The organism is Ralstonia sp. 22086 (assembly GCF_052045975.1).
GTDB classification, from domain to species: Bacteria; Pseudomonadota; Gammaproteobacteria; order Burkholderiales; family Burkholderiaceae; genus Ralstonia; species Ralstonia wenshanensis.
Window position 1 is genome coordinate 169,362 of record NZ_JBQEPZ010000001.1, and the last position, 25,439, is coordinate 194,800.

General features: G+C 62.4%; 24 protein-coding genes and 1 tRNA gene. 20 read left to right on the plus strand and 5 right to left on the minus strand.

Features of this window, described 5'->3' with window-relative positions:
* The first annotated feature begins 14 nt into the window (after positions 1 to 14).
* Positions 15 to 1,340 (plus strand): YihY family inner membrane protein, encoded by a 1,326-nt coding sequence (locus ACTJK6_RS00800; protein ID WP_260802352.1) that lies wholly within the window; start codon positions 15 to 17, stop codon positions 1,338 to 1,340.
* 4 nt (positions 1,341 to 1,344) lie between these two features.
* Here ACTJK6_RS00800 and ACTJK6_RS00805 read toward each other — a convergent pair whose 3' ends face one another.
* The 3 genes from ACTJK6_RS00805 to ACTJK6_RS00815 are packed head-to-tail and all read right to left on the minus strand — an operon-like array spanning position 1,345 to position 3,848.
* Positions 1,345 to 1,662, minus strand: a complete 318-nt coding sequence (locus ACTJK6_RS00805) for an Mpo1-like protein (RefSeq protein ID WP_232040282.1) — start codon at positions 1,660 to 1,662, stop codon at positions 1,345 to 1,347.
* Between the two features lie 27 nt (positions 1,663 to 1,689).
* Positions 1,690 to 2,514 carry an alpha/beta fold hydrolase gene (locus tag ACTJK6_RS00810; RefSeq protein WP_440838146.1) on the minus strand — a complete coding sequence of 275 codons (825 nt, stop codon included), beginning with the start codon at positions 2,512 to 2,514 and terminating at the stop codon, positions 1,690 to 1,692.
* Positions 2,514 to 3,848: an O-acetylhomoserine aminocarboxypropyltransferase gene (locus tag ACTJK6_RS00815; RefSeq protein WP_440838147.1), complete on the minus strand. Its 1,335-nt coding sequence runs from the start codon at positions 3,846 to 3,848 to the stop codon at positions 2,514 to 2,516. The genes ACTJK6_RS00810 and ACTJK6_RS00815 overlap by 1 nt, the downstream gene beginning before the upstream one ends.
* Positions 3,849 to 4,088: 240 nt before the next feature.
* Between ACTJK6_RS00815 and ACTJK6_RS00820 the strand changes: the two genes are divergently transcribed.
* The 4 genes from ACTJK6_RS00820 to aroC all read left to right on the plus strand — a co-directional run bounded on the left by ACTJK6_RS00820 (position 4,089) and on the right by aroC (position 8,227).
* Positions 4,089 to 4,544 carry a CBS domain-containing protein gene (locus ACTJK6_RS00820; RefSeq protein ID WP_004634176.1) on the plus strand — a complete coding sequence of 152 codons (456 nt, stop codon included), beginning with the start codon at positions 4,089 to 4,091 and terminating at the stop codon, positions 4,542 to 4,544.
* An 82-nt stretch (positions 4,545 to 4,626) separates the two neighbouring features.
* A complete protein-coding gene (locus tag ACTJK6_RS00825; RefSeq protein ID WP_440838148.1) occupies positions 4,627 to 6,534 on the plus strand; it encodes an MFS transporter in 1,908 nt (635 codons plus the stop codon).
* A gap of 93 nt (positions 6,535 to 6,627) precedes the next feature.
* Positions 6,628 to 7,041: an FKBP-type peptidyl-prolyl cis-trans isomerase gene (locus ACTJK6_RS00830; RefSeq protein ID WP_232040278.1), complete on the plus strand. Its 414-nt coding sequence runs from the start codon at positions 6,628 to 6,630 to the stop codon at positions 7,039 to 7,041.
* Positions 7,042 to 7,126: 85 nt separating this feature from the next.
* A complete protein-coding gene (gene aroC / locus ACTJK6_RS00835; RefSeq protein ID WP_414560731.1) occupies positions 7,127 to 8,227 on the plus strand; it encodes a chorismate synthase in 1,101 nt (366 codons plus the stop codon).
* Positions 8,228 to 8,295: 68 nt separating this feature from the next.
* Here aroC and ACTJK6_RS00840 read toward each other — a convergent pair whose 3' ends face one another.
* On the minus strand, positions 8,296 to 9,981 hold the full coding sequence (locus tag ACTJK6_RS00840; RefSeq protein ID WP_232040276.1) for an electron transfer flavoprotein-ubiquinone oxidoreductase: 1,686 nt from the start codon (positions 9,979 to 9,981) through the stop codon (positions 8,296 to 8,298).
* Positions 9,982 to 10,204: 223 nt separating this feature from the next.
* Here ACTJK6_RS00840 and ACTJK6_RS00845 point away from each other — a divergent pair, with 223 nt between their 5' ends.
* Positions 10,205 to 10,990, plus strand: a complete 786-nt coding sequence (locus ACTJK6_RS00845) for an SDR family oxidoreductase (RefSeq protein ID WP_232040275.1) — start codon at positions 10,205 to 10,207, stop codon at positions 10,988 to 10,990.
* Positions 10,991 to 11,002: 12 nt separating this feature from the next.
* On the opposite strand, the gene ACTJK6_RS00850 is transcribed toward ACTJK6_RS00845, so the two are convergent.
* Positions 11,003 to 11,548 (minus strand): LuxR C-terminal-related transcriptional regulator, encoded by a 546-nt coding sequence (locus tag ACTJK6_RS00850; protein WP_004636022.1) that lies wholly within the window; start codon positions 11,546 to 11,548, stop codon positions 11,003 to 11,005.
* Positions 11,549 to 11,701: 153 nt separating this feature from the next.
* On the opposite strand from ACTJK6_RS00850, the gene ACTJK6_RS00855 reads away from it, so the two are divergent.
* The 14 genes from ACTJK6_RS00855 to ACTJK6_RS00920 all read left to right on the plus strand — a co-directional run bounded on the left by ACTJK6_RS00855 (position 11,702) and on the right by ACTJK6_RS00920 (position 25,387).
* Complete coding sequence (locus ACTJK6_RS00855) at positions 11,702 to 12,403, plus strand: CoA transferase subunit A (RefSeq protein ID WP_322016802.1); 702 nt, start codon at positions 11,702 to 11,704, stop codon at positions 12,401 to 12,403.
* A gap of 10 nt (positions 12,404 to 12,413) precedes the next feature.
* Positions 12,414 to 13,049, plus strand: coding sequence for a CoA transferase subunit B (locus tag ACTJK6_RS00860; protein WP_322016801.1), 636 nt, complete (start codon positions 12,414 to 12,416; stop codon positions 13,047 to 13,049).
* 13 nt (positions 13,050 to 13,062) lie between these two features.
* On the plus strand, positions 13,063 to 13,842 hold the full coding sequence (locus ACTJK6_RS00865; protein ID WP_440838149.1) for a 3-hydroxybutyrate dehydrogenase: 780 nt from the start codon (positions 13,063 to 13,065) through the stop codon (positions 13,840 to 13,842).
* 145 nt (positions 13,843 to 13,987) lie between these two features.
* Positions 13,988 to 14,857 (plus strand): alpha/beta fold hydrolase, encoded by an 870-nt coding sequence (locus ACTJK6_RS00870; RefSeq protein ID WP_232040271.1) that lies wholly within the window; start codon positions 13,988 to 13,990, stop codon positions 14,855 to 14,857.
* A 30-nt stretch (positions 14,858 to 14,887) separates the two neighbouring features.
* Positions 14,888 to 15,256: a RidA family protein gene (locus ACTJK6_RS00875; RefSeq protein ID WP_232040270.1), complete on the plus strand. Its 369-nt coding sequence runs from the start codon at positions 14,888 to 14,890 to the stop codon at positions 15,254 to 15,256.
* 39 nt (positions 15,257 to 15,295) lie between these two features.
* The gene (locus ACTJK6_RS00880) at positions 15,296 to 17,521 is read left to right on the plus strand and encodes a RelA/SpoT family protein (protein ID WP_322016798.1); all 2,226 of its coding nucleotides are present in this window, start codon (positions 15,296 to 15,298) and stop codon (positions 17,519 to 17,521) included.
* Positions 17,522 to 17,543: 22 nt separating this feature from the next.
* Positions 17,544 to 17,620, plus strand: a tRNA-Val gene (locus ACTJK6_RS00885).
* Positions 17,621 to 18,002: 382 nt separating this feature from the next.
* Positions 18,003 to 19,910, plus strand: coding sequence for a threonine--tRNA ligase (gene thrS, locus ACTJK6_RS00890; protein ID WP_232042967.1), 1,908 nt, complete (start codon positions 18,003 to 18,005; stop codon positions 19,908 to 19,910).
* A gap of 42 nt (positions 19,911 to 19,952) precedes the next feature.
* Positions 19,953 to 20,474: a translation initiation factor IF-3 gene (gene infC / locus ACTJK6_RS00895; RefSeq protein WP_373407661.1), complete on the plus strand. Its 522-nt coding sequence runs from the start codon at positions 19,953 to 19,955 to the stop codon at positions 20,472 to 20,474.
* Positions 20,475 to 20,641: 167 nt separating this feature from the next.
* Positions 20,642 to 20,839 carry a 50S ribosomal protein L35 gene (gene rpmI, locus ACTJK6_RS00900; RefSeq protein ID WP_004636003.1) on the plus strand — a complete coding sequence of 66 codons (198 nt, stop codon included), beginning with the start codon at positions 20,642 to 20,644 and terminating at the stop codon, positions 20,837 to 20,839.
* 28 nt (positions 20,840 to 20,867) lie between these two features.
* The gene (rplT, locus tag ACTJK6_RS00905; RefSeq protein ID WP_012762124.1) at positions 20,868 to 21,224 is read left to right on the plus strand and encodes a 50S ribosomal protein L20; all 357 of its coding nucleotides are present in this window, start codon (positions 20,868 to 20,870) and stop codon (positions 21,222 to 21,224) included.
* 147 nt (positions 21,225 to 21,371) lie between these two features.
* Positions 21,372 to 22,400 carry a phenylalanine--tRNA ligase subunit alpha gene (gene pheS, locus ACTJK6_RS00910; protein ID WP_440838764.1) on the plus strand — a complete coding sequence of 343 codons (1,029 nt, stop codon included), beginning with the start codon at positions 21,372 to 21,374 and terminating at the stop codon, positions 22,398 to 22,400.
* Between the two features lie 62 nt (positions 22,401 to 22,462).
* Positions 22,463 to 24,892, plus strand: coding sequence for a phenylalanine--tRNA ligase subunit beta (pheT, locus tag ACTJK6_RS00915; protein WP_440838150.1), 2,430 nt, complete (start codon positions 22,463 to 22,465; stop codon positions 24,890 to 24,892).
* Between the two features lie 78 nt (positions 24,893 to 24,970).
* The gene (locus ACTJK6_RS00920; RefSeq protein ID WP_232042965.1) at positions 24,971 to 25,387 is read left to right on the plus strand and encodes an integration host factor subunit alpha; all 417 of its coding nucleotides are present in this window, start codon (positions 24,971 to 24,973) and stop codon (positions 25,385 to 25,387) included.
* Positions 25,388 to 25,439: the final 52 nt, after the last annotated feature.

Consider the following 25,439-nt stretch of genomic DNA (forward strand, 5'->3'; position numbering starts at 1 on the left):
CCGCCTCATTTTTCATGCTTTTCAACACCCGTGCGCTTCGTCAATGGAATGCCGCCAAGCTGCGTGCGCTGGCGCGTTACGCCCTGCGCCGCGCCGGTGAAGACCACCTGCCGCAAGTGGCCAGCAGCCTGACATTCACGACGGTGCTGTCGCTGGTGCCCATCCTGACGGTGGCGTTTGCGCTGTTCACGGCATTCCCGATGTTCAAGAGCTTCCGGGCGGACATCGAAGGCTACATGTTCAGCAATCTCGTGCCGGGCAGCATCAGCCGGCCGATCCTGACGTATCTCAATCAGTTTTCAAGCAACGCCAAGGGGCTGACGGCAGCAGGCCTGATCGGCCTGGTCGTGACGTCGGTGATGACCATGCTGACCGTCGAGAACGCATTGAACGCCATCTGGCGCGTGCGCCATCGACGGCCGCTCGCGCAGCGCGTTCTGGTGTTCTGGGCGCTGATGACATTTGCGCCGGTGCTGATCGGCGCGAGCCTGTCGGTCAGCTCTTACCTCGTGTCGATCTCGGCGGGCTATGTGCACAAGCTGCCGTTCGGCCTGGGCGTGATCGTGAGCCTGGTGCCGATCCTGCTTTCGGCGATTGCGTTTGCGATGCTTTACGTGTTCGTGCCGAATACCAATGTGGAACGGCGCGATGCCTTCGTTGCCGGCCTGATTGCAGCGGCGGCGTTTGAAATTGCCAAGCGCGTTTTTGGCGCTTACGTCGCGCATATCCCCACATACACAGCGGTCTACGGCGCGTTTGCCACGCTACCGATCTTCCTGACGTGGATCTATGTGAGCTGGCTGGTGACGTTGCTCGGCGCGACCATCGCATCGACGCTGCCGATCATCCGCCAGGGCTACTGGCAGCGCCGCACATTTCCGGGCAGCGAGTTCTTTGATGCGCTCGGTGTCCTGTTGCTGCTGTATCGCGCACGCGAACAGGCGCCGCGTACGGTGGCCGAACGCGATATCGGCCGGCGCCTGCAATTGGAAGCCGATTACCTGGTCGATCTGCTGACCAAGCTGAAGGCGCTGCACCTGATCGGCAAGCTGCAACAGGATCGCGGCGAGGCCCATTGGGCGCTGCTGTGCGATGCGCACACGACCACGCTGCGACCGCTCTATGAAAGGCTGGTGCTGAACCTGCCACGCTTGCCGCGCACCGCCCTGGCACGCCACCTGGGTAGCACGCATGCGTTGGTCAGCCAACTGCAGAATCCGGCGCTCGACGCCACGTTGGAGAGCGTTTTCACGACGGGCGAACGCGGCGTGGCGGCGGCAGCGCAGGCGGCTACCGCACCGGCGGCGTCTGCAATGGCCGCTGCCAGCGCCGACGCCTGACGCCTCAGAACGGGATCTTCCCCGTCCAGATGTCGCGGTACATCACCCAGTCGCCTATCAGGCTGTAGAACGGATGGCGAAACGTGGCGGGCCGGTTCTTCTCGAATCCGAAGTGCCCGACCCACGCGAACGCGTAACCGCTCACGGCCGCGCCCAGCAGCCACCACAGGTTGCCCGTGAAAACCAGCAGGAGCAGGCATACCAACGCGACCGTCGAACCGGCAAAGTGCAGGCGCCGGCAGGTGCGATCCTGGTGCTCGCTCAGGTAATACGGATAGAACTCAGCGAAGCTGCCGAAGCTTTGGGTGTCGGTGGTGGCCATGATGCGTCTCCGGGAGGCGACTGCGACTTATGCGACGACCGGGTCTCGTTCGCGCGCAAAGGCGATCAGCGCGTCGAGTGTGCCGTCTGGGCATTCTCCCATGATCGCGTGCCCGCCTGGCAGCCCGACAACGCGGCTGCCGGCCAATCCTGCTGCAACCTGGCGGCCAGCTTTCGCCGGCGTCATCTGGTCTTTCTCTCCAACGATTACGAGTGACGGGCACTTCACGGCCGCCATGGCTTCGGCGCCGCGTGCATAGGCGTTGCAGGCCGCAAAGTCTGTGTGGAAGACGGGCGCCTCGGTACCGTGCGCAATCCGCTCCATCAGCCGCTGGCTGCCGCCATGCATCCAGAAGCCCGGCCCGGGCGACGATGGTTTGTTTGCGAGGCTGGAATGCGACCACGTATTCACCATGTCAATGGCGCTGGCCGTGTTGTTGAGCGCCGCATCGAGCAGCGCATCCGACACCTTCATCGGCCAAGCCGTTGCCACCAGGGCGACGCGGCGCACGCGACTTGCGTACCGTGACGCGCACTCCAGTGCAATCAACGAGCCCATGCTGTGGCCGACGACGATGACTGGCTGCTCGACGCCAGCCGTATGCACCAGCGCCATTACCCAGTCGGCCATCGCTTCCACGGTCTGCAGCGGAGCGCCGGCGCTGCGGCCGTGCCCAGGCAGGTCGACGGCCAGCACGCTGAAGCCGTGGTGCGCAAACCAGCGCGTCTGCAGCCCCCAGACCGAATGGTCGTTCTGCGCGCCATGCACGAACACGACGCACGGCAATTCGGCGTTGAACGGCTTGCCGCCGGTGTAGGCGTAGGCGCGTTCGCCTTGTACGGTCCATTCCATTAGCGGGCTCCCGTTGCGTTGGCAGCGGCTTTGCCGGGCGCGGCGGACATCGCGCGCTCGGCGGCCTTCAGGCCACGTTTGAGATCGTCGATCAGGTCGTCGGCGTCTTCCAGACCGATGGACAGGCGGATCGTGCCTTCGCTGATGCCGGCTGCAGCCAGCGCGCCGGCATCCATGCGGAAGTGCGTCGTCGATGCGGGGTGGATGACCAGCGAGCGCGCATCGCCCACGTTGGCAAGGTGCGAGAACAGGCCGAGTGATTCGATGAACTGCTGGCCGGCACGCCGATCGCCACGCAGATCGAAGCTGAACACCGCACCGCAGCCGCGCGGCAGCAGGCGCTTGGCCAACGCGTGGTCGGGGTGCGATTCCAGCTCGGGGTAGGCGACCGACGCCACCATCGGATGGCTCGCCAGGAAGGCGACGATGCGGCGGGCGTTGTCCACGTGCCGTGCCATGCGCAGGGGCAGTGTTTCGATGCCTTGCAGCAGTTGCCATGCGGCCATCGGGTTCATGCAGGCACCGAAGTCGCGCAGGCCCTCGCGGCGCGCGCGCAGCAGGAAGGGCGCGACAGTGCTTTCCTCGGCAAACACCATGTCGTGGAAACCCGCGTACGGTTCGGTCAGCTCGGGGTGCTTGCCGGCGGCCACGTAGTCGAACGTGCCGCCATCGACCAGCACTCCGCCGATGGTCGTGCCGTGTCCACCCAGGAACTTGGTGGCCGAGTGGTAGACGAGATCCGCGCCGTGCGCGAAGGGCTGCAGCAACCAAGGCGTGGTGAAGGTGGAGTCGACCAGCAGCGGCACGCCCGCGTCATGCGCAATCGATGCAATGGTCGGGATGTCCAGCACATCCAAGCCAGGATTGCCGAGCGTCTCACCAAACAGCAGCCGGGTGTTCGGGCGAATGGCTGCGCGCCAGCCGTCGATGTCGCCGGGCTTGACGAAGGTCGTCTCGACACCAAAGCGGCGCAGCGTGTAGTGCAGCAGGTTGTGCGAGCCTCCATACAGCGCGGAGGAGGCGACGATATGGGAACCAGCGCCCATCAGCGTGACGATGGCCAGATGCAGCGCCGCCTGGCCCGACGCTGTAGCGATGGCGCCTACGCCGTTTTCCAGCGCGGCCATGCGCTCCTCGAACACGGCAACGGTCGGGTTGGAGATGCGCGAATAGACGTGGCCCGCGCGTTCCATATTGAACAATGACGCCGCGTGTTCGCTGTCGCGGAACACAAACGACGTGCTCAGGTGGATGGGCGTGGCGCGCGCGCCGGTGGCCGGGTCGGGTGCGGCACCGGCATGCAGGGCCAGCGTGTCGAAGCGGGCTTTGGACATGGATTCAAGCACCCGGAATGGGCGCGGGAGCGGATTTGGACGGGGCATGCTAGCACTGCTCCCTGTTGCAGCGCATTCCGGGCAAACGCCGAGCGGGCGCGGTTTTTGACAGGTTTTTTCTGCGCTGCATGCTTGTCGAAGCGATCCGGTTTGGGCTAGGATCGAAGCACAACCATAACGACAACCCGCGCGCGGTCGCTCCCCCGGCAGACCGGCACCCCGAACTCTGGGAGACGCAACATGAAAGTCAGCGACATCCTCCACGTGAAGGGCAACACGCTCTACACCGTGGCACCTGAAACCAAGCTCCAGGTGGCCGTGCAGACGATGGCGGAAAAAGACATCGGCTCGCTTGTGGTCATGGAGTACGGCGAACTGGTCGGCATGCTGACCTTCCGAGAAATCATCAAGGTTGTTGCCAAGAACCACGGTTCCGTGGGCGAGGGCACGACCATCCGCAAGGTGATGGACGATCATCCCGTTACCTGCACGCCCGAAACCGAGGTCAATGAAGTGCGCCGCATCATGCTGGAGCACCATGTGCGCTACCTGCCGGTGCTCGACAGCCGCACGTTGATGGGCGTGATTTCCTTCTACGACGTGGCCAAGGCCGTGTTGGAAGACCAAAGTTTCGAAAACAAGATGCTCAAGGCGTACATTCGCGACTGGCCCGAAGAAAAGGCCAACGAAGACTGATCTGCGCGATCTCTTTACCGCATTCCTGAAACCCGCCCGCCGTTGCGAGCGGGTTTTTTGTTGAACCCAGAACCGCCCGCCGATGAGCCAATCGAGCCAGTTTTCCCTGCTGAAGCAGCGTCGCTTTGCACCGTTCTTCTGGACCCAGTTCCTGGGCGCGATGAACGACAACGTTTTCAAGGTGGCGTTTTCTTCGTTGGTCACGTATCACGCTGCGCTGTTCGGCAATGCGGATCCCGCTTCTGCGGCGTTCCTGATCTCTGCAATCTTCATTGCGCCGTTTGTGCTGCTGTCGGCCACGAGCGGACAGATTGCCGATCGCATGGACAAGGCGCGGCTGATCCGGCTGGTGAAGACGTTGGAAATCGCCATCATGGCGATCGGCTGCGCGGGTTTTGCGCTGCGCCACGTTGAACTGCTCTACCTATGCACGTTCTTGATGGGCGTGCACTCGACGCTGTTCGGGCCGGTGAAGTATGCCTATCTGCCTCAGCACCTGCAGTCGACAGAACTGGTGGGCGGTAACGGGTTGGTGGAAATGGGCACCTTCGTTGCCATTCTGATCGGTACCATTGGCGGCGGCGAGCTGGCCAATTACACCCGCAACGGCGAGCTGATCGGCCCGCTATTTACCGGTATTGCGTGCATTGTCATTGCCGTGGCGGGCTGGATGACGGCGCGCGGTGTGCCCGTGTCGCCGGCGTCGCAGCCGAACTTGCGCATCAACTGGAATCCCATCTCAGAGACTTGGCGCAACCTGAAGCTTGCCAGCAACCAGCGCGCGGTGTTCCTGAGTTTGATGGGCATTTCGTGGCTGTGGTTCGTGGGCGCGACGTTCCTGACGTCGTTTTTTGCCTTTGCGCGTAACGTGCTCGGCGGCGATCAGAACGTCGTGACGCTGCTGCTTGCCGTGTTTTCAGTCGGCATCGGGTTGGGCTCGGTGCTGTGCGAAAAGCTCTCGGGGCGCAGGGTGGAAATCGGCCTTGTACCGTTTGGCTCGATCGGCATGACGGTGTTCGCGGTGGATCTCTACTTTGCTTCGCATGCCGAGGCATTGGTCGCCCATGACGTGCTGACCGGCATTTCCGGTTTCCTGCAGAACCACCGCCATTGGCGCGTGCTGGCCGATCTGTTCCTGCTGGCCATGTTCGGCGGCTTCTACAGCGTGCCGTTGTATGCGTTGATCCAGAGCCGCTGCGAACCGACGCACCGCGCGCGCATCATTGCCGCCAACAATATCCTCAACGCACTCTTCATGATCGCTTCCGCCGTGCTGGCGATGGTGCTCACGCGGGCCGGGTTCACGATCCCGCAGTTGTTCCTGGTCACCGGCATCCTCAACGCCGTGGTGGCGATTTACATCTACACGCTGGTGCCGGAATTCCTGATTCGGTTCGTGATGTGGCTGCTGATCCATACCGTCTACCGCGTGAAGGTGGAGGGCTCGGAGCAGATTCCCGATGAAGGCCCATGCCTGCTGGTCTGCAACCACGTGAGCTTCGTCGATGCCGTGGTGGTGGGCGCATTCGTGCGCCGGCCTGTGCGTTTTGTGATGGACCACCGCATCTTCAAGGTGCCGTTGCTGTCGTGGTTCTTCCGCACGGTCAAGGCGATTCCGATTGCGCCGATGCATGAAGACCCGGAAATGCTCAAGCGCGCCTACGACACGATTGCCGCCGCGCTGGCGGAGGGCGAGGTCGTCTGCATCTTCCCCGAAGGCAAGATCACTGCCACGGGCGAGATGAACCCGTTCAAGGACGGTATGCGCCGCATCATCGAACGCACACCCGTGCCGGTGGTGCCGATGGCGTTGCGCGGGCTGTGGGGCAGCTTTTTCTCACGCAAGGGCGGGGCGGCGATGTCGCGACCGTTCCGACGCGGCTTCCTCAACAGGCTGGAGTTGTGCATCGGCACGCCGGTGCCAGCGCATGCCGTGTCGCCCGAAGCGATGCAGGCCGCCGTGCTGGCGCTGCGCGGGGAGCGGCTCTAGCCCTGGCGCACCTTCGGACTTTCGATACACTGCCGGTCGGCCTGCAACCGGCCTTCAAGCTTTTCCTGACCTCCAACTCTCCCGTTACCTGCCATGAAACACGTTTCCCCGCTGCTGTGCGCTTCGTTGCTTGCCCTGGCTGCCGTGACCGCGCAAGCCGCATCACCGGCATCCGAGACGCTGCCTTCCGGTGTGATCGTCCAGACACTGACCAAGGGCACCGGCCCGTCGCCCAAGGCCAGTGACACGGTCAAGGTGCACTACCGCGGCACGCTCACCAACGGTACCGAGTTCGACAGCTCCTACAAGCGCGGCCAGCCGATCTCGTTCCCGCTGAATCGCGTGATTCCGTGCTGGACCGAAGGCGTGCAGAAGATCCAGGTAGGCGGCAAGGCCAAGCTGACGTGCCCGGCAGCCACCGCTTACGGCGAGCGCGGCGTGCCCGGCACGATTCCGCCCAATTCCACGCTGAACTTCGAGGTCGAGTTGCTGGGTATCGGCGGCTGATCTGGCGGCCGGTGGATCGGCCTTACAATAGCGTTTTCCTGATGTTTCGCGCCGCGGCCGTCGCGGCGCCTTCCTGAGCACGATCATGTCTGGCAATACCCTGGGCCTGCTGTTTTCCGTCACCACCTTCGGCGAGTCGCACGGCCCCGCCATTGGCGCTGTCATCGACGGCTGCCCGCCGGGCATGACGCTGTCGGCAGAAGACATCCAGCCCGATCTGGACCGTCGCAAACCCGGCACCTCGCGCCACGTTACGCAGCGCAAGGAAGAAGACCTCGTCGAGATCCTCTCCGGCGTGTACGAAGGCAAGACCACGGGCACCCCGATCTGCCTGTTGATTCGCAATACCGACCAGCGCAGCAAGGATTACAGCAACATCGCCGAGACCTTCCGTCCCGGCCATGCTGATTACACCTACTGGCACAAATACGGCATCCGCGATCCGCGCGGCGGCGGCCGTTCTTCCGCACGCTTGACGGCACCGACAGTGGCTGCAGGCGCCGTCGCCAAGAAGTGGCTGCGAGAGAAGTTCGGCGTTGAAATCCACGGCTTCATGTCGCAACTGGGCGATATCCAGATCCCCTTCATGGACTGGAACGAGGTGCCGAACAACCCGTTCTTCGCGCCGAACGCCGAGATCGTTCCCGAGCTGGAAACCTATATGGATGCCCTGCGCAAGGACGGCGATTCCGTCGGCGCGCGCATTGAGGTGGTGGCTACCGGTGTGCCGGTCGGCTGGGGCGAACCGCTGTTCGACCGGCTGGACGCAGACATCGCCCACGCCATGATGGGCCTGAATGCGGTGAAGGGCGTTGAGATCGGCGCAGGCTTCCACGCAGTCAGCCAGCGCGGCTCCGAGCATGGCGATGAGCTGACGCCGGGAGGCTTCGTCGGCAACAACGCCGGCGGCATCCTAGGCGGGATTTCGACAGGGCAGGACATTTCCGTGTCGCTGGCGATCAAGCCGACATCGAGCATCCGCACGCCGCGCCGTTCGATCGACAAGGCGGGTGATCCGGCTGTGGTGGAGACGTTCGGCCGCCACGACCCGTGCGTCGGCATTCGTGCGACGCCAATCGCCGAGGCGCTGCTCGCGCTGGTGCTGATCGACCACGCGCTGCGCCATCGCGCGCAATGCGGTGATGTGTCGGTGCAGACGCCGGCCATTCCGGCAAAAGCTTCCTGAATCGATTCGCTCAGACAACAAAAAAGACGGCTTCAAGCCGTCTTTTTTGTTGGGCGCTCGCCCGGTACTTACATGCCGACGTAGTTCGGACCGCCACCGCCTTCCGGCGTGACCCACACGATGTTCTGCGTCGGGTCCTTGATGTCGCAGGTCTTGCAGTGCACGCAGTTCTGCGCGTTGATCTGCAGGCGCTCGGTGCCCTCATCGTTCTTGACGAACTCATACACGCCAGCCGGGCAGTAGCGCTGCTCGGGGCCGGCAAACTGCGTCAGGTTGATGCGCGTCGGTACGGTCGGATCCTTCAGCGTCAGGTGGGCCGGTTGGTTCTCTTCGTGGTTCGTGTTCGAGATGAACACCGACGACAGGCGATCGAACGTGATCTTGCCGTCCGGCTTCGGATACTCGATCTTCGGGCATTCCGATGCCGGCTTGAGCGACTGGTTATCCGACTTCGTGCCGTGCAGCGTCCAAGGCGGGTTGCTGACGCCAATCTTGGGCAGCAGCCACTGCTCGATGCCGGTCATGATCTTGCCCAGCGTCGGGCTCTTCTTGAACCACAGCTTGAAGTTGCGCGACTGGTCCAGTTCTTCCTTCAGCCAGCTCTGTTCGAAGGCTGCGGGGTAGGCAGACAGCTCGTCAGCGGAACGGCCGGCCGTCACGGCTTCGAACACCGCGTCGCCGCACATCATGCCGCTCTTGATGGCCGCATGGCTGCCCTTGATACGAGCGGCGTTCAGGTACCCAGCATCGCAGCCGACCAGCGCGCCACCTGGGAACACCGTTTTTGGCAGCGCTTGCGGCGTGCCGTTGTTGATGGCGCGGGCGCCGTAGCCGATGCGCTTGCCGCCTTCGATATGTGCCCGGATGGCCGGATGGGCCTTCCAGCGCTGCATTTCTTCGAACGGGCTCATCCACGGGTTCTTGTAGTCCAGCCCGATCACGAAGCCGAGCGTGACCTTGTTGTCTTCGAGGTGATACAGGAAGCCACCGCCAAAGGTGTCGTCTTCCATCGGCCAGCCTGCCGTGTGCACCACGAGACCGGGTTTGGCCTTGGCTGGATCGATTTCCCAGAGTTCCTTGATGCCGATGGCGAAGGTCTGCGGGTCCTTGCCTGCGGTGAGCTTGAACTTCTCCAGTAGCTGCCGGCCGAGATGGCCACGCGCGCCTTCCGCGAAGATGGTGTATTTGCCGAGCAGCTCCATGCCGAGCTGGAAGTTCTCGGTCGGCTCGCCATCTTTGCCGATGCCCATGTTGCCGGTGGCCACGCCGCGCACCGCACCCTTGTCGTCGTAAAGCACTTCTGCGGCAGCGAAACCGGGGAAGATTTCCACGCCCAGCGCTTCGGCCTGCGTGGCCATCCACTTGACCACGTTCGACAGCGAGACGACGTAGCAGCCGTCATTGTGGAAGTTGCGCGGCACGAGCCAGTCGGGCGTACGCTTGGCGTCGGTCTCGCTCAGGAAGAGCACGTCGTCGCCGGTGACCGCCTGGTTGAGCGGGGCGCCGTCAGCTTTCCAGTTCGGGAGAAGTTCGTTGATGGCGCGCGGGTCCATCACCGCACCCGACAGAATGTGTGCACCGGGCTCGGAACCCTTTTCCAGCACGACGACGGACACGTCCTTGCCCGTCTCGGCAGCCAGTTGCTTGATGCGAATCGCAGTCGCCAGGCCGGCGGGACCGCCGCCGACGACAACGACGTCATACTCCATGGACTCTCGCGGGCCGTATTGTTCGAGGAGCTGCTGCTGGTTCATAAGTGTCTCTTCGCTGCTTTTGGGACAGTTAGGGGCGTTTGCTTATTGGTATGACGGATTGGTGCATTAGAATTTTCCGCATTGTCCGGGACACGCCCGGATGCGGCAAGGGAAATTTCTGAACGATCGTTCGATTTTTTGCTAAGCTGCGCCCAAATCACACGCCGGTGTTGCTTCGGAGCAGCTCGGCGCATCTCGAACCAACACACGGGGAACACGCATCATGGGTTTGTCGATCAATCTGGAAGGCAAGGTCGCGCTGATCACGGGCGCGTCGAGCGGCCTCGGAGCGCGCTTTGCACACACGCTGGCGGCCGCCGGCGCGAAGGTCGTGCTGGCCTCGCGCCGTGTCGAGCGCCTGAAAGAACTGCGCGCCGACATCGAATCGAGGGGCGGCAGCGCGCACGTCGTGCGCCTGGACGTGACGGACCCAGACAGCATCCGCGCCGCCATCGCGCACGCTGAAACGGAGGCAGGTACCATCGACATCCTTGTCAATAACTCGGGGGTGTCGACCACGCAGCGCATGGTGGACGTTTCGCCCGACGACTTCGATTTCGTATTCGACACCAACACGCGCGGCGCCTTCTTCGTTGCCCAGGAAACGGCCAAGCGCATGATTGCGCGCGCCAAGGGCGCCGAGAAGAACGGCTCGCCGCTGCCGCAGTCGCGCATCGTCAACATTGCCTCGGTGGCAGGGCTGAAGGTGCTGTCGCAGATTGGCGTGTATTGCATGAGCAAGGCGGCCGTGGTGCACATGACCAAGGCCATGGCGCTGGAGTGGGGCCGTTACGGCATCAATACCAACGCGATCTGCCCGGGCTATATCGATACCGAAATCAATCATCATCACTGGGAAACCGAACCCGGCCAGAAGCTGGTGCAGATGCTGCCCCGCAAGCGCGTCGGCAAGCCGGAAGACCTGGATGGCCTGATTCTGCTGTTGGCGTCGGATCAGTCGGACTTCATCAACGGTGCCGTCATCAACGCCGACGACGGTATGGTGTGAAGCCCCGGGGGCTTAGTGCCCCATCAGCCGCTGCACAAGTTCCAACGAGGTGTTGGCGGCGTATTTCTTCATCAACCGCGCGCGGTAGATCTCCACTGTGCGCGGGCTGATCTCCAATTGCTTGCCGATCTGCTTGCTGGTCTTGCCCTCGACCAGTTGCGCGGCGATGTCGCGTTCGCGCGGCGTGAGCGCTGCCGTGACCGGGCGATGCGCTGAGAGATCTTCGAACGTCCAGATGCCTTCGCCCAGCGGTTTCGCGCGATCCAGGGCGCGGCCGGTGACGTGGCACCAGAACAGCTCGCCATTGGCGCGCTTCATGATGCGTTCGTCGGAGTAGCTGCCGCGCGCATTCATGACGGGGATGATGCGCGCGCCGGTACGCTCGTATTCATCGTGCGTTGGATAAAGCAGCTCGAACGACTGCCCGATCATCGTCGTGCGTGCGTGGCCGAAGATGCGTGCGGCTTCATCATTGACGTCGAGCATGACCCGCTCGCGGGACATCACCATGCCGACAGGGGCAAGCTGGAACGCAGTCTGATAGTCGAGGGCGGGCATATGTATTCGTACGTATTGCTGCGTCGCGCGACGCTTGCGTATTCTCGCCAGATTGTATCGTTACTATTTTCCGGCGCTGCATCGCACAAACCCCAACTGTGTGATCGGTCAAAACCCTGCCGGATTTGTTGGACCACCAAGGAAGGAGCACGCATGAACAAAATCTTCGCCAGCGCCAGCGAGGCGCTCGCGGGCGTCGTCAAGGACGGCCAGACCATCGCCGTGGGCGGCTTCGGCCTGTGCGGCATTCCGGAAGCGCTGATTGCCGCGCTGCGCGATTCGGGGGTCAAGGGCCTCACATGCATCTCCAACAACGCGGGCGTGGATGGCTTTGGCCTAGGCCTGCTGCTGGAAACCCGTCAGATCAAGAAGATGATTTCGTCCTACGTGGGCGAAAACAAGGAGTTCGAGCGCCAGTATCTGGCCGGCGAACTCGAGCTGGAATTCACCCCGCAAGGCACGCTGGCCGAAAAGCTGCGCGCTGGTGGCGCTGGCATCCCGGCGTTCTTCACCAAGACCGGCGTCGGCACGCTGGTCGCCGAGGGCAAGGAGCTGCGCGAGTTTGACGGCGAGACGTACGTCATGGAGCGCTCGCTGGTGCCCGATGTGGCGCTGGTGAAGGCGCAGGTGGCTGACAAGTCCGGCAACCTGCGGTTCAACCTGACCGCACGCAACTTCAACCCCGCTGCGGCTACGGCCGGCAAGATCTGCATCGTCGAAGTCGAAGAGATCGTTGAAGTGGGCGAGCTTGCACCAGACGACATCCATCTGCCGGGTATCTACGTGCACCGCATCGTGCTGAATGCCACGCCCGAGAAGCGCATCGAAAAGCGCACCATCCGAGCAGCCAACTAAGGAGACCGACATGGCCTGGACACAAGACCAAATGGCGGCGCGCGCTGCCCAGGAGTTGCAAGACGGCTTCTACGTCAACCTCGGCATCGGCATCCCGACGCTGGTTGCCAATCACACCGGCGACAAGGAAGTCTGGCTGCAAAGCGAAAACGGCATGCTGGGCATCGGCCCGTTCCCCACGGAAGACGAAGTGGATGCCGACCTGATCAACGCAGGCAAGCAGACCGTGACCACACTGCCCGGCAGCGCCATCTTCGGCAGCGACCAGAGCTTTGCGATGATTCGCGGCGGCAAGATCAACCTGTCGATTCTGGGTGCGATGCAGGTAAGCGAGACGGGCGATCTGGCCAACTGGATGATCCCCGGCAAGATGGTCAAGGGCATGGGCGGCGCGATGGACCTCGTGGCCGGTGTCAAGCGTGTGATCGTGCTGATGGAGCACACCGCCAAGAAAAAGGACGGCACTGAAGACCTGAAGCTGCTGCCTAAGTGCACGCTGCCGCTGACCGGCGTGGGTGTGGTCGATCGCATCATTACGGACCTTGGCGTGATCGACGTGACCGAGCAGGGCCTGAAGCTGATCGAAACCGCGCCGGGCGTTTCGCGCGAAGAGATCCAGGCCAAGACTGGCGTCAACCTGCTGTAATTCGGAGACCGCAATGCTGCAAGGAAAAACTGCCCTCGTCACGGGCTCGACCAGCGGGATCGGTCTGGGTATCGCCTGCTCGCTGGCCGCGCAGGGCGCCAACATCATCATGAACGGCTTTGGCGATGTTGAAGCGCCCAAGGCGCAGATCGCGGCCGCCGGCAAGAACGCCATCCGCATCGGATACCACGGCGCCGACATGAGCAAGCCGGCCGAGATCGAAGCGATGTTCGCCTATGCCGACACCGAGTTCGGCGGTGTGGACATCCTCGTCAACAATGCCGGCATCCAGTACGTGGCCAATGTCGAGGATTTCCCGACCGAGCGTTGGGACGCCATCATCGCCATCAACCTCACCTCGGCTTTCCACACGACGCGGCTTGCCGTGCCGGGCATGAAGCGCAAGAACTGGGGCCGCATCATCAACATCGCTTCGGCGCATGGGTTGGTGGCATCGGCGCAGAAGTCGGCGTATGTTGCGGCCAAGCACGGTATCGTCGGCTTCACCAAATCGGTGGCGCTGGAGACGGCGCAGACGGGCATCACGTCCAATGCGATCTGTCCGGGCTGGGTGCTGACACCGCTGGTGCGGAAACAGATCGATGCGCGCGCCGAGAAGGACGGCCTGTCCGCGCTCGAAGCCAAGAAGGATCTGCTGATGGAAAAGCAGCCCTCGGGCGAATTCGTCACGCCTGACCAGCTCGGTGCGCTGGCGGTGTTCCTGTGCAGCGATGCGGCCGAACAGGTGCGCGGCGTGGCGTGGAACATGGATGGTGGCTGGGTCGCGCAGTAAGCCGATCTGCTTCAGAAAAAGCCTCGCTTCGGCGGGGCTTTTTTGTTTTTGATGGACGGTGCATGTCTGCTGCACCGCCGCATGCTTGCGGGCCCGCGTACAATCAGGCTTCGCTGTCTCCGTCATTCCCATGTAGGAGTTGTTCATGCCAGTTTCGCCGCGCCTTGCCTTCGTGCAGTGCCTGAGCCCGTCCGGCTTGCACCGGATGGCGTATCACGAGTGGGGCGATGCGCAGAATCCGCGAGTGCTGGTCTGCGTGCATGGCCTCTCGCGCACCGGGCGTGATTTCGACGTGCTGGCGCAGGCGCTGTGCAACGACTATCGCGTCATCTGTCCCGATGTGGTGGGTCGGGGGCGCTCCGATTGGCTGGCCGATCCGAAAGGTTACGTGCTGCCGCAGTACGCGTCCGACATGGTCACGTTGCTCGCGCGCGTGAATGCCGAGTCTGTCGACTGGTTTGGTACCTCGATGGGTGGCCTGATCGGCATTGGCTTGGCAGGCTTGCCGCAATCGCCGATTCGCAAGCTGCTGCTCAACGATGTAGGCCCGCGGGTGACGGAGTCGTCGTTGACGCGCATTGGCGCTTACCTCGGTTTGAACGTCCGCTTCAAGACGTTCGATGAAGGGCTGGCATACCTCAAGACGATCAGCGCATCATTCGGCCCCCACACGCCGGAGCAATGGCGTGCGTTGAATACCGCGATCCTGAAACCGCAGGGCGGCGAGTGGATCCTGCATTACGATCCGCGCCTCGCCGAGCCCTTCAAGAACACCACGCCCGACATGATCGCTGCCGGCGAAGCCACGCTGTGGAAGTTGTTTGAGGCGATTCCCGGCGAGGTGCTGGTGGTGCGCGGCGCGCATTCCGATCTGCTTACGCGCGAGACCGTCGAGGCCATGATGCAGCGTGGCCAACATGTGAACACGATTGAAATCCCTGACGTGGGCCACGCGCCGACCTTCATCCAGCCGGATCAGGTGGCGATCGCCCGCAAGTTCTTCCTCGGTCAATGACCGTTTGTCCGACCCCATTCGATTTGCAAGATGAGCACTGAACTGAAGCGCTACAACGTCGAACATCGCTATTCCGACGCAGCCGTCTACAACGGCGTCGTCTACGTGGCAGGGCAGGTGCCTGAGACCACGCTCGACGCAGGCATTGCCGAGCAGACGGCGGAAGTGCTCGCCACCATCGATCGCGTGCTGGCCGCCAACGGCAGCGACAAGACGCGCATCCTGATGTGCCAGATCTTCCTGAAAGACATCAGCGAGATTGGCGAGATGAACAAGGTGTGGGACCAGTGGGTCGCCGCCGATTCGAAGAACTCGCCGCCGCGCGCCACCGTTGAGGCCGCGCTGGCCAATCCGAAGTACCGCATCGAAATCGTCGTGACGGCCGCGCAGAAGAACTGAACACGTCGCCCAACAGGCGAGACGCAAGCAGGACGCATCATGGAGAACAAGACCGAACGGCCGGCCGAGGGGCCCGGATCGACGGCAGAGCAGGTCGCCCGGGCGATCGAATATCTCGCGGCGAATGCCGCAGACAGCGTCACGCTGACCGGCGAGCCGCTGGAGTCGCACGCGCGCGGCACGATCGCCATCCTGGAAGCGCTGCGCGTCGACACGCCATCGTTGCAGGCGGCTGCACTGTTCCTGTTGCCCACGCTGGCAATGGACAACGAAAAGGCGCTCGAGCCCGCATTCGGCGCCGAGGTCGTCAAGCTCGTGCACGATGTGCGGCAACTGCTGCGCATTGGCGCAATTGCCGGCCTCGTCAGCCCGACCGATGCCAGCATCACGCGCAAGAACGAAGCGGAAGCGCGCCGCGCGCAAGTCGAGGCGCTGCGCAAGATGTTGCTCGCGTTCGCGCAAGATATTCGCGTGGTGTTGATCCGGCTGGCGTCGCGGCTGCAGTCGCTGCGCTGGCTTGCGCAGACGAAACGCCCGGCGCCGGAAGGCATGGCGCGCGAAACGCTGGACATCTACGCGCCGCTCGCAAACCGCCTGGGCATCTGGCAGCTGAAGTGGGAGCTTGAAGACCTCGGCTTCCGCTTTGAGGATCCGGATACCTACAAGCGTATCGCCCGCCTGCTCGATGAAAAACGCATCGAGCGCGAGAAGTTCATTGGCCAGGCCATCGAGCAACTCCAAAAGACCTTGCACGATGCCGGTATTCAGGCTGAGGTCAGCGGCCGGCCCAAGCACATCTACAGCATCTGGAAAAAGATGCGCGGCAAGGAACTCGACTTTGCTGATCTGTACGACGTGCGCGCCTTCCGTGTCATCGTGGACGACATCAAGGATTGCTACACGGTGCTCGGTTTCGTGCATCACATGTGGCAGCCGATCCCGAAGGAATTCGACGACTACATCTCGCGCCCGAAGGCCAATGGCTACATGTCGCTGCATACGGTGGTGATCGGCGATGACGGCCGCGCGCTCGAGGTGCAGATCCGCACGCGCGAGATGCACCACTTTGCCGAGTACGGCGTGGCCGCGCACTGGCGCTACAAGGAGGCCGGCAGCAAAGGCTACGCCGGGCAGTTCTCCGCCAGCGAGCGCTACGACGAGAAGATCGCCTGGCTGCGCCAGTTGCTCGCCTGGAAAGATGACGCCGAGCACACCGTCGCGCACGAGGATTCCCCGTGGGAGCAACTCAAGCACACCGAGCTGGATGACCACATCTACGTGCTGACGCCCCAGGCGCGCGTGATCGCGTTGCCGCAAGGCGCAACGCCGGTCGATTTCGCCTACTACCTGCACAGCGATCTCGGCCACCGCTGCCGCGGCGCGCGCGTCGACGGCACGATGGTGCCGCTGAACACGCCGCTCAAGAACGGCCAGACCGTCGAGATCGTCACCGTTAAGCAGGGCGGGCCGTCGCGCGATTGGCTCAACACCGAGCTGCACTATCTTGTCAGCCCGCGTGCCCGGACGAAAGTGCGTGCGTGGTTCAACGCGATGGAGCTGGAAGAGACGCTCGCGCAGGGCCGGGCACTCATCGACAAGACACTGCAGCGCGAGGGCAAGACCGCCGTCAACCTGGAAGAGTTGGCCGCCAAGCTCGGCTACAAGACGTCGGATGATCTCTATGCCGTGGTCGCCAAGGACGAGTTGAGCCTGCGCCGCATCGAGGCCGTATTGCGCTCCGATGGGGCGCCGCCGCCGGCACCCGTGGATGACGAAGCGGCCTTCACGAAGAAGAGCCGCGCCACCAGCGTTGCTCGTGGCGCCAAGAGTGGCGTGCTGGTGGTGGGCGTCGATTCACTCCTCACGCAAATGTCGCGTTGCTGCAAGCCTGCGCCCCCAGACCCAATCGTTGGCTTTGTCACACGCGGGCGTGGCGTATCGATCCACCGGCAGAGCTGTGCGACGTTTCAGCAGTTGGCTGCCCGGGCTCCTGGCCGTGTGATCCAAACGGAGTGGGGCCAACGCAGCGATTCGGTCTATCCGATCGACATCCAGGTCGAGGCGCTGGACCGGCAGGGCTTGTTGCGCGACATCTCGGAAATCCTCTCGCGCGAGAAGATCAACGTGACCGGCGTGCGCACGCTGTCGAGCAAGGGCGTTGCGAAAATGCAGTTCACCGCAGAGGTATCAGAGGCGACACAACTGCAGCGCGCGCTGACTTTGATCGAAGAAGTGCAAGGGGTGTTGACAGCCCGGCGGAAGTGACGGTATAGTTTCGTTCTTAGGCAGGCTCGTAGCTCAGCTGGTTAGAGCACCACCTTGACATGGTGGGGGTCGTTGGTTCGAGTCCAATCGAGCCTACCAACGCATTTAGCAGGGCGCGTCGGGTAGGATGTCCAAGCCGTCATCCTCGCAATTCCCGGGCTTGTCCCGTACAACTGAACACAAGGCGAAATATGATTCAGGCACCGCGAACTACAACCGCTTCGGAGCGACAGTAGTCAAGGTGCGTTTTTCGCCCTTTGCGGTCTGCCCAAGCGGTGGATGGCGCAAATGAAAACGCGGCCTTGGCCGCGTTTTTTTTCGTCCGCAGTTTCGTGTCACGCGTGGCGATCAAGCTGAAAGCGCTTCGAAGCATTCGATTCGACAACCTGCTGCGCCGACTTGGCGCGGCGCACGACAGAATAACGACCGCTGCGCATCTCTGAAACCGGAAATGCGTAACGGTGACTCCACAGGAGCAAGCATGATCGCAATCACGTTGCCGGATGGTTCCCGGCGTGAGTTTCCCGGCCCCGTGACCGTGGCTGAAGTGGCGCAGAGCATCGGTGCGGGCCTCGCCAAGGCTGCGCTGGCTGGTCGCGTAGACGGTCAGATGGTCGACACGAGCTTCTCGATCGATCGCGATGCGAAGCTCGCCATCATCACAGACAAGGACGCCGACGGCGTCGACGTGATCCGTCACTCCACGGCGCACTTGTTGGCCTACGCCGTCAAGGAGCTGTATCCGGACGCGCAGGTCACCATCGGCCCGGTCATCGAAAACGGCTTTTATTACGACTTCGCCTACAAGCGGCCCTTCACGCCGGAAGACCTCGTCGCCATCGAAAAGAAGATGACGGAGCTCGCCAAGAAGGACGAGAAGGTCACACGTGAAGTGCTGAGCCGCGACGAAGCTGTCAAACTGTTCCAGGGCATGGGCGAGAAGTACAAGGCCGAGATCATCGCCTCCATTCCGGAAGATCAGGAAATTGGCCTGTACCGCGAGGGCAACTTCGTCGACCTCTGCCGCGGCCCGCACGTGCCATCCACGGGCAAGCTCAAGGTCTTTAAGCTGATGAAGGTGGCGGGCGCGTATTGGCGCGGGGACCACAACAACGAGATGCTCCAGCGCATCTACGGCACGGCCTGGGCCAAGAAGGAAGACCAGGAAGCCTACCTGCGCATGCTGGAAGAGGCTGAAAAGCGTGACCACCGCAAGCTCGGCCGCGAACTCGACCTGTTCCACATCGACGAGTACTCGCCTGGCACGGTGTTCTGGCATCCGAAGGGCTGGACGCTCTGGCAGGAGATCGAGCAGTACATGCGTCGCGTGTATCGCGAGAACGGCTACCAGGAAGTGAAGGGGCCGCAGATTCTCGACAAGACGCTGTGGGAGAAGACCGGCCACTGGGACAAGTACCGCGAGAACATGTTCATCACGGAATCGGAAAAGCGCGAATACGCGCTCAAGCCGATGAACTGCCCCGGCCACATCCTCATCTACAAGCAGGGCATCAAGAGCTACCGCGACCTGCCGCTACGCTTCGGCGAGTTTGGCGCATGCCACCGCAACGAGCCTTCGGGTGGCCTGCACGGCATCATGCGCGTACGCGGCTTCACGCAGGACGATGGTCACATCTTCTGCACGGAAGACATGATCCAGGCCGAGGTGACGGCGTTTACGACGTTGCTGCAGAAGGTCTACAAGGACTTCGGCTTTACCGAGATTCTTTACAAGCTGTCGACGCGTCCGGAAAAGCGCATCGGCACTGAAGAAAGCTGGGACCGTGCCGAGGCTGCGTTGGCCGAGGGCTTGCGTGCGTCGGGTTGCGAATTCGAGTACCTGCCGGGCGAGGGCGCGTTCTACGGCCCGAAAATCGAATATGTGCTCAAAGACGCACTCGGCCGCCAGTGGCAGTGCGGCACGATCCAGGTCGACCCGAACTTGCCGGAACGCCTGGACGCCGAGTTTGTAGGCGAGGATGGCGCACGCCATCGCCCCATCATGCTGCACCGGGCCATCGTCGGCAGCCTGGAGCGCTTTATCGGTATCTTGATCGAGCAATATGCCGGAGCGCTGCCGACGTGGCTTTCGCCCGTGCAGGTTGCGGTTCTCAGTATTACCGATTCGCACGCCGAATACGCCCAATCCGTTGCGCAATCCCTGCAAAAACAAGGATTTAGGGCGGTCGTTGATTTGCGGAATGAGAAGATTGGGTATAAAATCCGCGAGCATTCCGTGCAGAAGGTCCCATACCAGGTTGTGGTTGGCGACAAAGAGCGGGATGAAAATCAGGTGGCCGTGCGTGCCCGTGGCAACGTCGATCTAGGCTCCATGCCGCTGTCGGCGTTCGTTGAGCGACTGCAGAACGATCTCGCCAACAAGTCATGAGCTGGGCACGGCCTGTTTTTTTGATTCTTCGAGGACATCAACATCGCTACTGAGAAATCTCACCGCATCAACCGCGAGATCAGCGCACCGGAAGTCCGGCTGACCGGGGTTGAGGGGGAAGCGCTCGGCATCGTCAAGCTGTTCGACGCACTGCGTCTGGCAGAAGAGAAAGACGTCGACCTGGTCGAGATCGCGCCGACTGCGCAGCCGCCCGTCTGCCGCCTGATGGACTATGGCAAGTTCAAGTATCAGGAACAGAAGAAGGCCCACGACGCCAAGTTGAAGCAGAAGGTTATCCAGGTGAAGGAAGTCAAGTTCCGCCCTGGCACCGACGACAACGACTACGGCGTTAAGCTGCGCAACGCAACGCGTTTCCTGGAGGATGGTGACAGGGTCAAGGTTACCTTGCGCTTCCGCGGCCGCGAAATGGCTCACCAGGAACTCGGCATGCGCGTGCTGGAGCGTATCAAGACTGACCTGGAGGAGTTCGGCCAGGTTGAGCAGATGCCGAAGATGGAGGGGCGCCAGGCAGTGATGATGTTGGCACCCAAGAAGAAAAAGTAATGCAGTGGTGGCCGGACGTTTCCGGCTGCGCTGAGCAGGTTCCAGACGGAAACGTCGGAAAACGCGGCAGGTCTCAAAGCCTGCAGCGATACAACAAGTGAGCCCGGGTCTTGCAAGTGTCGGCGCCAGCCGTCCACCTGGCTTCATGTCAAAAGCGGAGTTGTTCCATGCCGAAGATGAAGACGAAGAAAAGCGCCTCCAAGCGCTTTACTGCCCGTCCTGGTGGCACGATCAAACGTGGCCAAGCCTTCAAGCGTCACATCCTGACCAAGAAGACCACCAAGAACAAGCGTCACCTGCGCGGTACCGAGGGCGTCCATGAGACGAACCTGAAGTCCGTTCGCGCAATGATGCCGTACGCCTAACCCTAACTAACTACGAAAGGAGCATTTCATGCCTCGAGTAAAACGTGGGGTCACAGCGCGGGCCCGTCATAAGAAGGTTATCAGCGCAGCCAAGGGTTACCGCGGCCGCCGCAATAACGTTTATCGCATCGCCAAGCAGGCGGTCATGCGTGCTGGCCAGTACGCCTACCGCGATCGTCGTAACAAGAAGCGTGTGTTCCGCGCGCTCTGGATTGCACGTATCAACGCTGGCGCACGCGAGCATGGTCTGACCTACAGCAAGTTCATGAACGGCCTGAAGAAGGCGTCCATCGAGCTGGACCGCAAGGTGCTGTCGGACATGGCCATTCACGACAAGGTGGCTTTTGCTGCCATCGTGAACCAGGTGAAAGCCAACGTCGCCTGAGTTGGATTGGCCGGGCGGGCTGCTGGAATTGCCCAGTGACTTTGCCGGCCGATCACCCTGACGGGGCTCTCACCGAGCCCCGTTTTTTATTCCGCGCATTTCGCGGACCCGAATCACCCGAATTTTTTCGCTCGCCTTCCCATGTCACTGGATCTGGATCAAGTCGTCGTCGATGCCCAAAACGCGTTTGCCTCTGTGGAGGACAACGCCTCGCTGGAAAACGAGAAAGCACGCTTTCTCGGTAAGTCTGGCGTGCTGACCGACTTGCTCAAAGGCTTGGGCAAGCTCGATCCGGAGACGCGCAAGTCCGAAGGCGCGCGCATCAACCAGGCCAAGAGCCGCGTTGAAGAGGCGCTGACCGCCCGCCGCCAGGCGCTGGCCGATGCGCTGATGAACGCCCGTCTGGCCGCCGAGGCGATCGACGTGACGCTGCCCGGCCGCGATGTGGCCGAGGGCAGCCTGCACCCGGTGATGAACACCTGGGAGCGCGTGGCCAAGATCTTCGGCTCGATCGGTTTTGACGTGGCTGACGGCCCCGAAATCGAATCGGACTGGATGAACTTCACTGCGTTGAACAACCCGGACAACCATCCGGCGCGCTCGATGCAGGACACCTTCTACATCGATGGCCGCGACAGCGAAGACAAGCTCTTGCTGCTGCGCACGCACACCAGCCCGATGCAGGTGCGTTACGCCCGCATGCACGTCGAGAGGTACAAGCACCTCGACCGCATTCCGCCCATCAAGGTCATCGCGCCGGGCCGCACGTACCGCGTCGACAGCGATGCCACGCACTCGCCGATGTTCCATCAGGTCGAAGGCCTCTGGATTGCCGACAACATCAGCTTCGCAGACCTGAAGGGCGTCTATACCGACTTCCTGCGCAACTTCTTTGAGCGGGACGACATCCAGGTGCGTTTCCGCCCGTCGTATTTCCCGTTCACCGAACCGTCGGCCGAGATCGACATGGCGTTCGGCAACGGCAAATGGCTGGAGATTTCCGGTTCTGGCCAGGTGCACCCGACCGTGGTGCGCAACATGGGCCTGGACCCTGAGCGCTACATCGGCTTTGCGTTCGGCTCCGGCCTGGAGCGCCTGACGATGCTGCGCTATGGCATCAACGACCTGCGCCTGTTCTTCGAGGGCGATGTGCGTTTCCTGCGCCAGTTCGCGTAAGCGCCGAGCGCTCGCACTGGTACCTCGTCGCCCCGTTAATCGAATTTCTTTTCTGTCGCGCCATGCAATTTCCGGAATCCTGGCTTCGCAGTTTCGTCAATCCGTCGATCACCACGGATGAGCTCTCCCATCGCCTGACGATGGCGGGTCTCGAGGTGGAAGAGGTCGACCCCGTTGCACCGCCGTTCTCGCAGATCGTTGTCGGCCATGTGGTCGAGGTGAACAAACACCCGGATGCCGATCGCCTGAACGTCTGCAAGGTCGATGCGGGCACGGGCGAGCTGCTGCAGATCGTCTGCGGCGCGCCGAACGTGTCGGTGGGCATCAAGGTGCCGTGCGCGATGGTCGGTGCCGAGCTGCCGCCTGGCGAAGATGGCAAGCCGTTCAAGATCAAGATCGGCAAGCTGCGCGGCGTGGAGAGCTACGGCATGCTGTGTTCGGCGCGCGAGCTGAAGCTGTCGGAAGATCACGGCGGCCTGCTAATCCTGCCGGAAGACACGCCGGTCGGCGAAGACATTCGCAAGGTGCTGGATCTGGATGACCAGATCTTCATCATCAAACTCACACCCAACAAAGCGGATTGCCTGTCGATCCATGGGGTGGCGCGCGAAGTGTCCGCGCTGACCGGCGCACCGATCACCGTGCCGTCGATGGCGCCCGTGGCGGTGACGCTCGCTGACAAGCTGCCGGTCAAGGTGGAAGCACCGGACCTGTGCGGTCGCTTTTCGGGTCGCATCATTCGCGGCGTGAACGCGCACGCGAAGACGCCGGCCTGGATGGTTTCGCGCATCGAGCGCGCGGGCATGCGCAGCGTGTCGGCGTTGGTTGATATTTCGAACTACGTGATGCTTGAGCTAGGCCGTCCGTCGCACGTCTTCGACCTGGACAAGATCCACGGCGGCCTGACGGTGCGCTGGGGCAAGGCTGGCGAACAACTGAAACTGCTCAACGGCGACACCATCACCGTCGACGAAAAGGTCGGCGTGATCTCGGACGAGCAGGCCATCGAAAGCCTTGCCGGCATCATGGGCGGCGACAAGACGGCTGTCACGCTCGACACACAGAACATTTACGTCGAGGCTGCATTCTGGTGGCCGGCGGCTATTCAAGGCCGCGCGCGGCGCTACAACTTCTCGACCGATGCCGGCCATCGCTTCGAGCGAGGCGTTGATTACGCGACCACCGTTGAACACATCGAACGCATCAGTGCGCTGATCCTCGAAATCTGCGGCGGCCAGGCTGGCCCGATCGACGATCAGATCGTCAATCTGCCCAAGCGCGAGCCGGTGCGCATGCGCGTCGCACGTGCTGCACGTGTGCTCGGTATTCCGCTGTCGCACGACGTTGTGGCAGACGTGTTCAAGCGCCTCGGCCTCACGTTCAGCGTGGACGGCGATGTGTTCATCGTCGAGCCACCGTCGTATCGCTTCGACCTCGAAATCGAGGAAGACCTGATCGAAGAGGTCGCCCGCATCTACGGTTTCGAGCAGATTCCTGCCAAGCCGCCAGTGGCCGAGAGCGCGATGCGCCCGACCGACGAGGCGCGCCGCACCATGCACGACGTGCGTCATGCTGTGGCCGCGCGCGATTACCACGAGGTCGTCAACTTCGCCTTTGTCGAAAGCGAGTGGGAGGCCGACTTTGCCGGCAACACCAACCCGATTCCGCTGCTGAACCCGATTGCCAGCCAGTACTCGGTGATGCGCAGCACGCTCATCGGCGGCTTGCTCGACAAGGTCCGTTACAACGTGAACCGCAAGGCTTCGCGCGTGCGCATGTTCGAGGTGGGGCGCGTGTTCCACCGCGATGCGAGTGTCGCCGACGGTGGTCTGTCGATCGCAGGCTACGCACAACCGATGATGGCGGGCGGCATTGCGTATGGTCCATCCAAGGAAGAGCAGTGGGGCGTGCAGGCACGTCCGGTTGATTTCTTCGATGTGAAGGGCGATGTCGAGTCTCTGCTGTGGCCGCTGCAGGCGCGCTTTGAGCGGGCCGAACATCCTGCGCTGCATCCAGGCCGCTCGGCGCGCATAGTGCTGAATGGCCGTGCCGTCGGCTGGATTGGTGAGCTGCATCCGCGTTGGCTGCAGAAGTACGATTTGGCGACCGCGCCGGTGGTGTGGGAAGTCGAGCTCGATGCCATTACCGCAGTAGGCCTGCCGAAGTATCGTGAAGTGCCGCGCGTGCCGGCCGTGACGCGCGACATCGCGCTGGTCGTGCGCCAGGATGTGGCGGTGCAGGACCTGGTCGACACGTTCGAGAAGGCGGCTGTCGGCACCCCATGGCAGCGTTATCTGCAGGGCGTTGTGCTGTTCGATGAGTTCCGTCCGAAGGCCGCCACCGCTGCCATTGGGGCGCAGGAGAAAAGCCTTGCCTTCAGAATTACGTTGCAAGATACTGACAGCACCCTTCAGGACGACATTGTCGAGGCCGCCACACAGCAATTGATTCGAGCGGCCGGCGATGCATTCGGCGCGCGCCTGCGCGCCTGACGTCTCAGACGTCCGCACTGCGCTAGAGACCGCTCGAACGAACCTCCGCATTCGGATCGAATACGCTAAGCGAATCCTATGAACGATCAACACGCGCCAGCGTTGGCGGCATCCTTGGGCGACTCGCTCGGTTCTTCTTCGGCAGCATTGGCCGACGCACGTGATGCGCGCGGTCAGGACGTGCCGACGCTTACCAAAGCCGAGCTTGCCGAGATGCTGTTCGAGCAGGTCGGCTTGAACAAGCGTGAGTCGAAGGACATGGTCGAGGCGTTTTTCGACGTGATTCGCGAGGCGCTCGAACAGGGCGACAGTGTCAAGCTGTCCGGCTTCGGTAACTTCCAGTTGCGCGACAAGCCGCAGCGACCGGGGCGAAATCCAAAGACGGGGGAGATCATCCCCATCACCGCGCGTCGCGTCGTGACGTTCCACGCCAGTCAGAAGCTCAAGGCGCTCGTTGAAGAGCGCGTCGAGCCGCTGCCTGTCGACATCGCGTAATTCTGCTGCGTGATCTCGTTCAGCCGTCTGTTCAATCCGTTTCTCTCGCCAG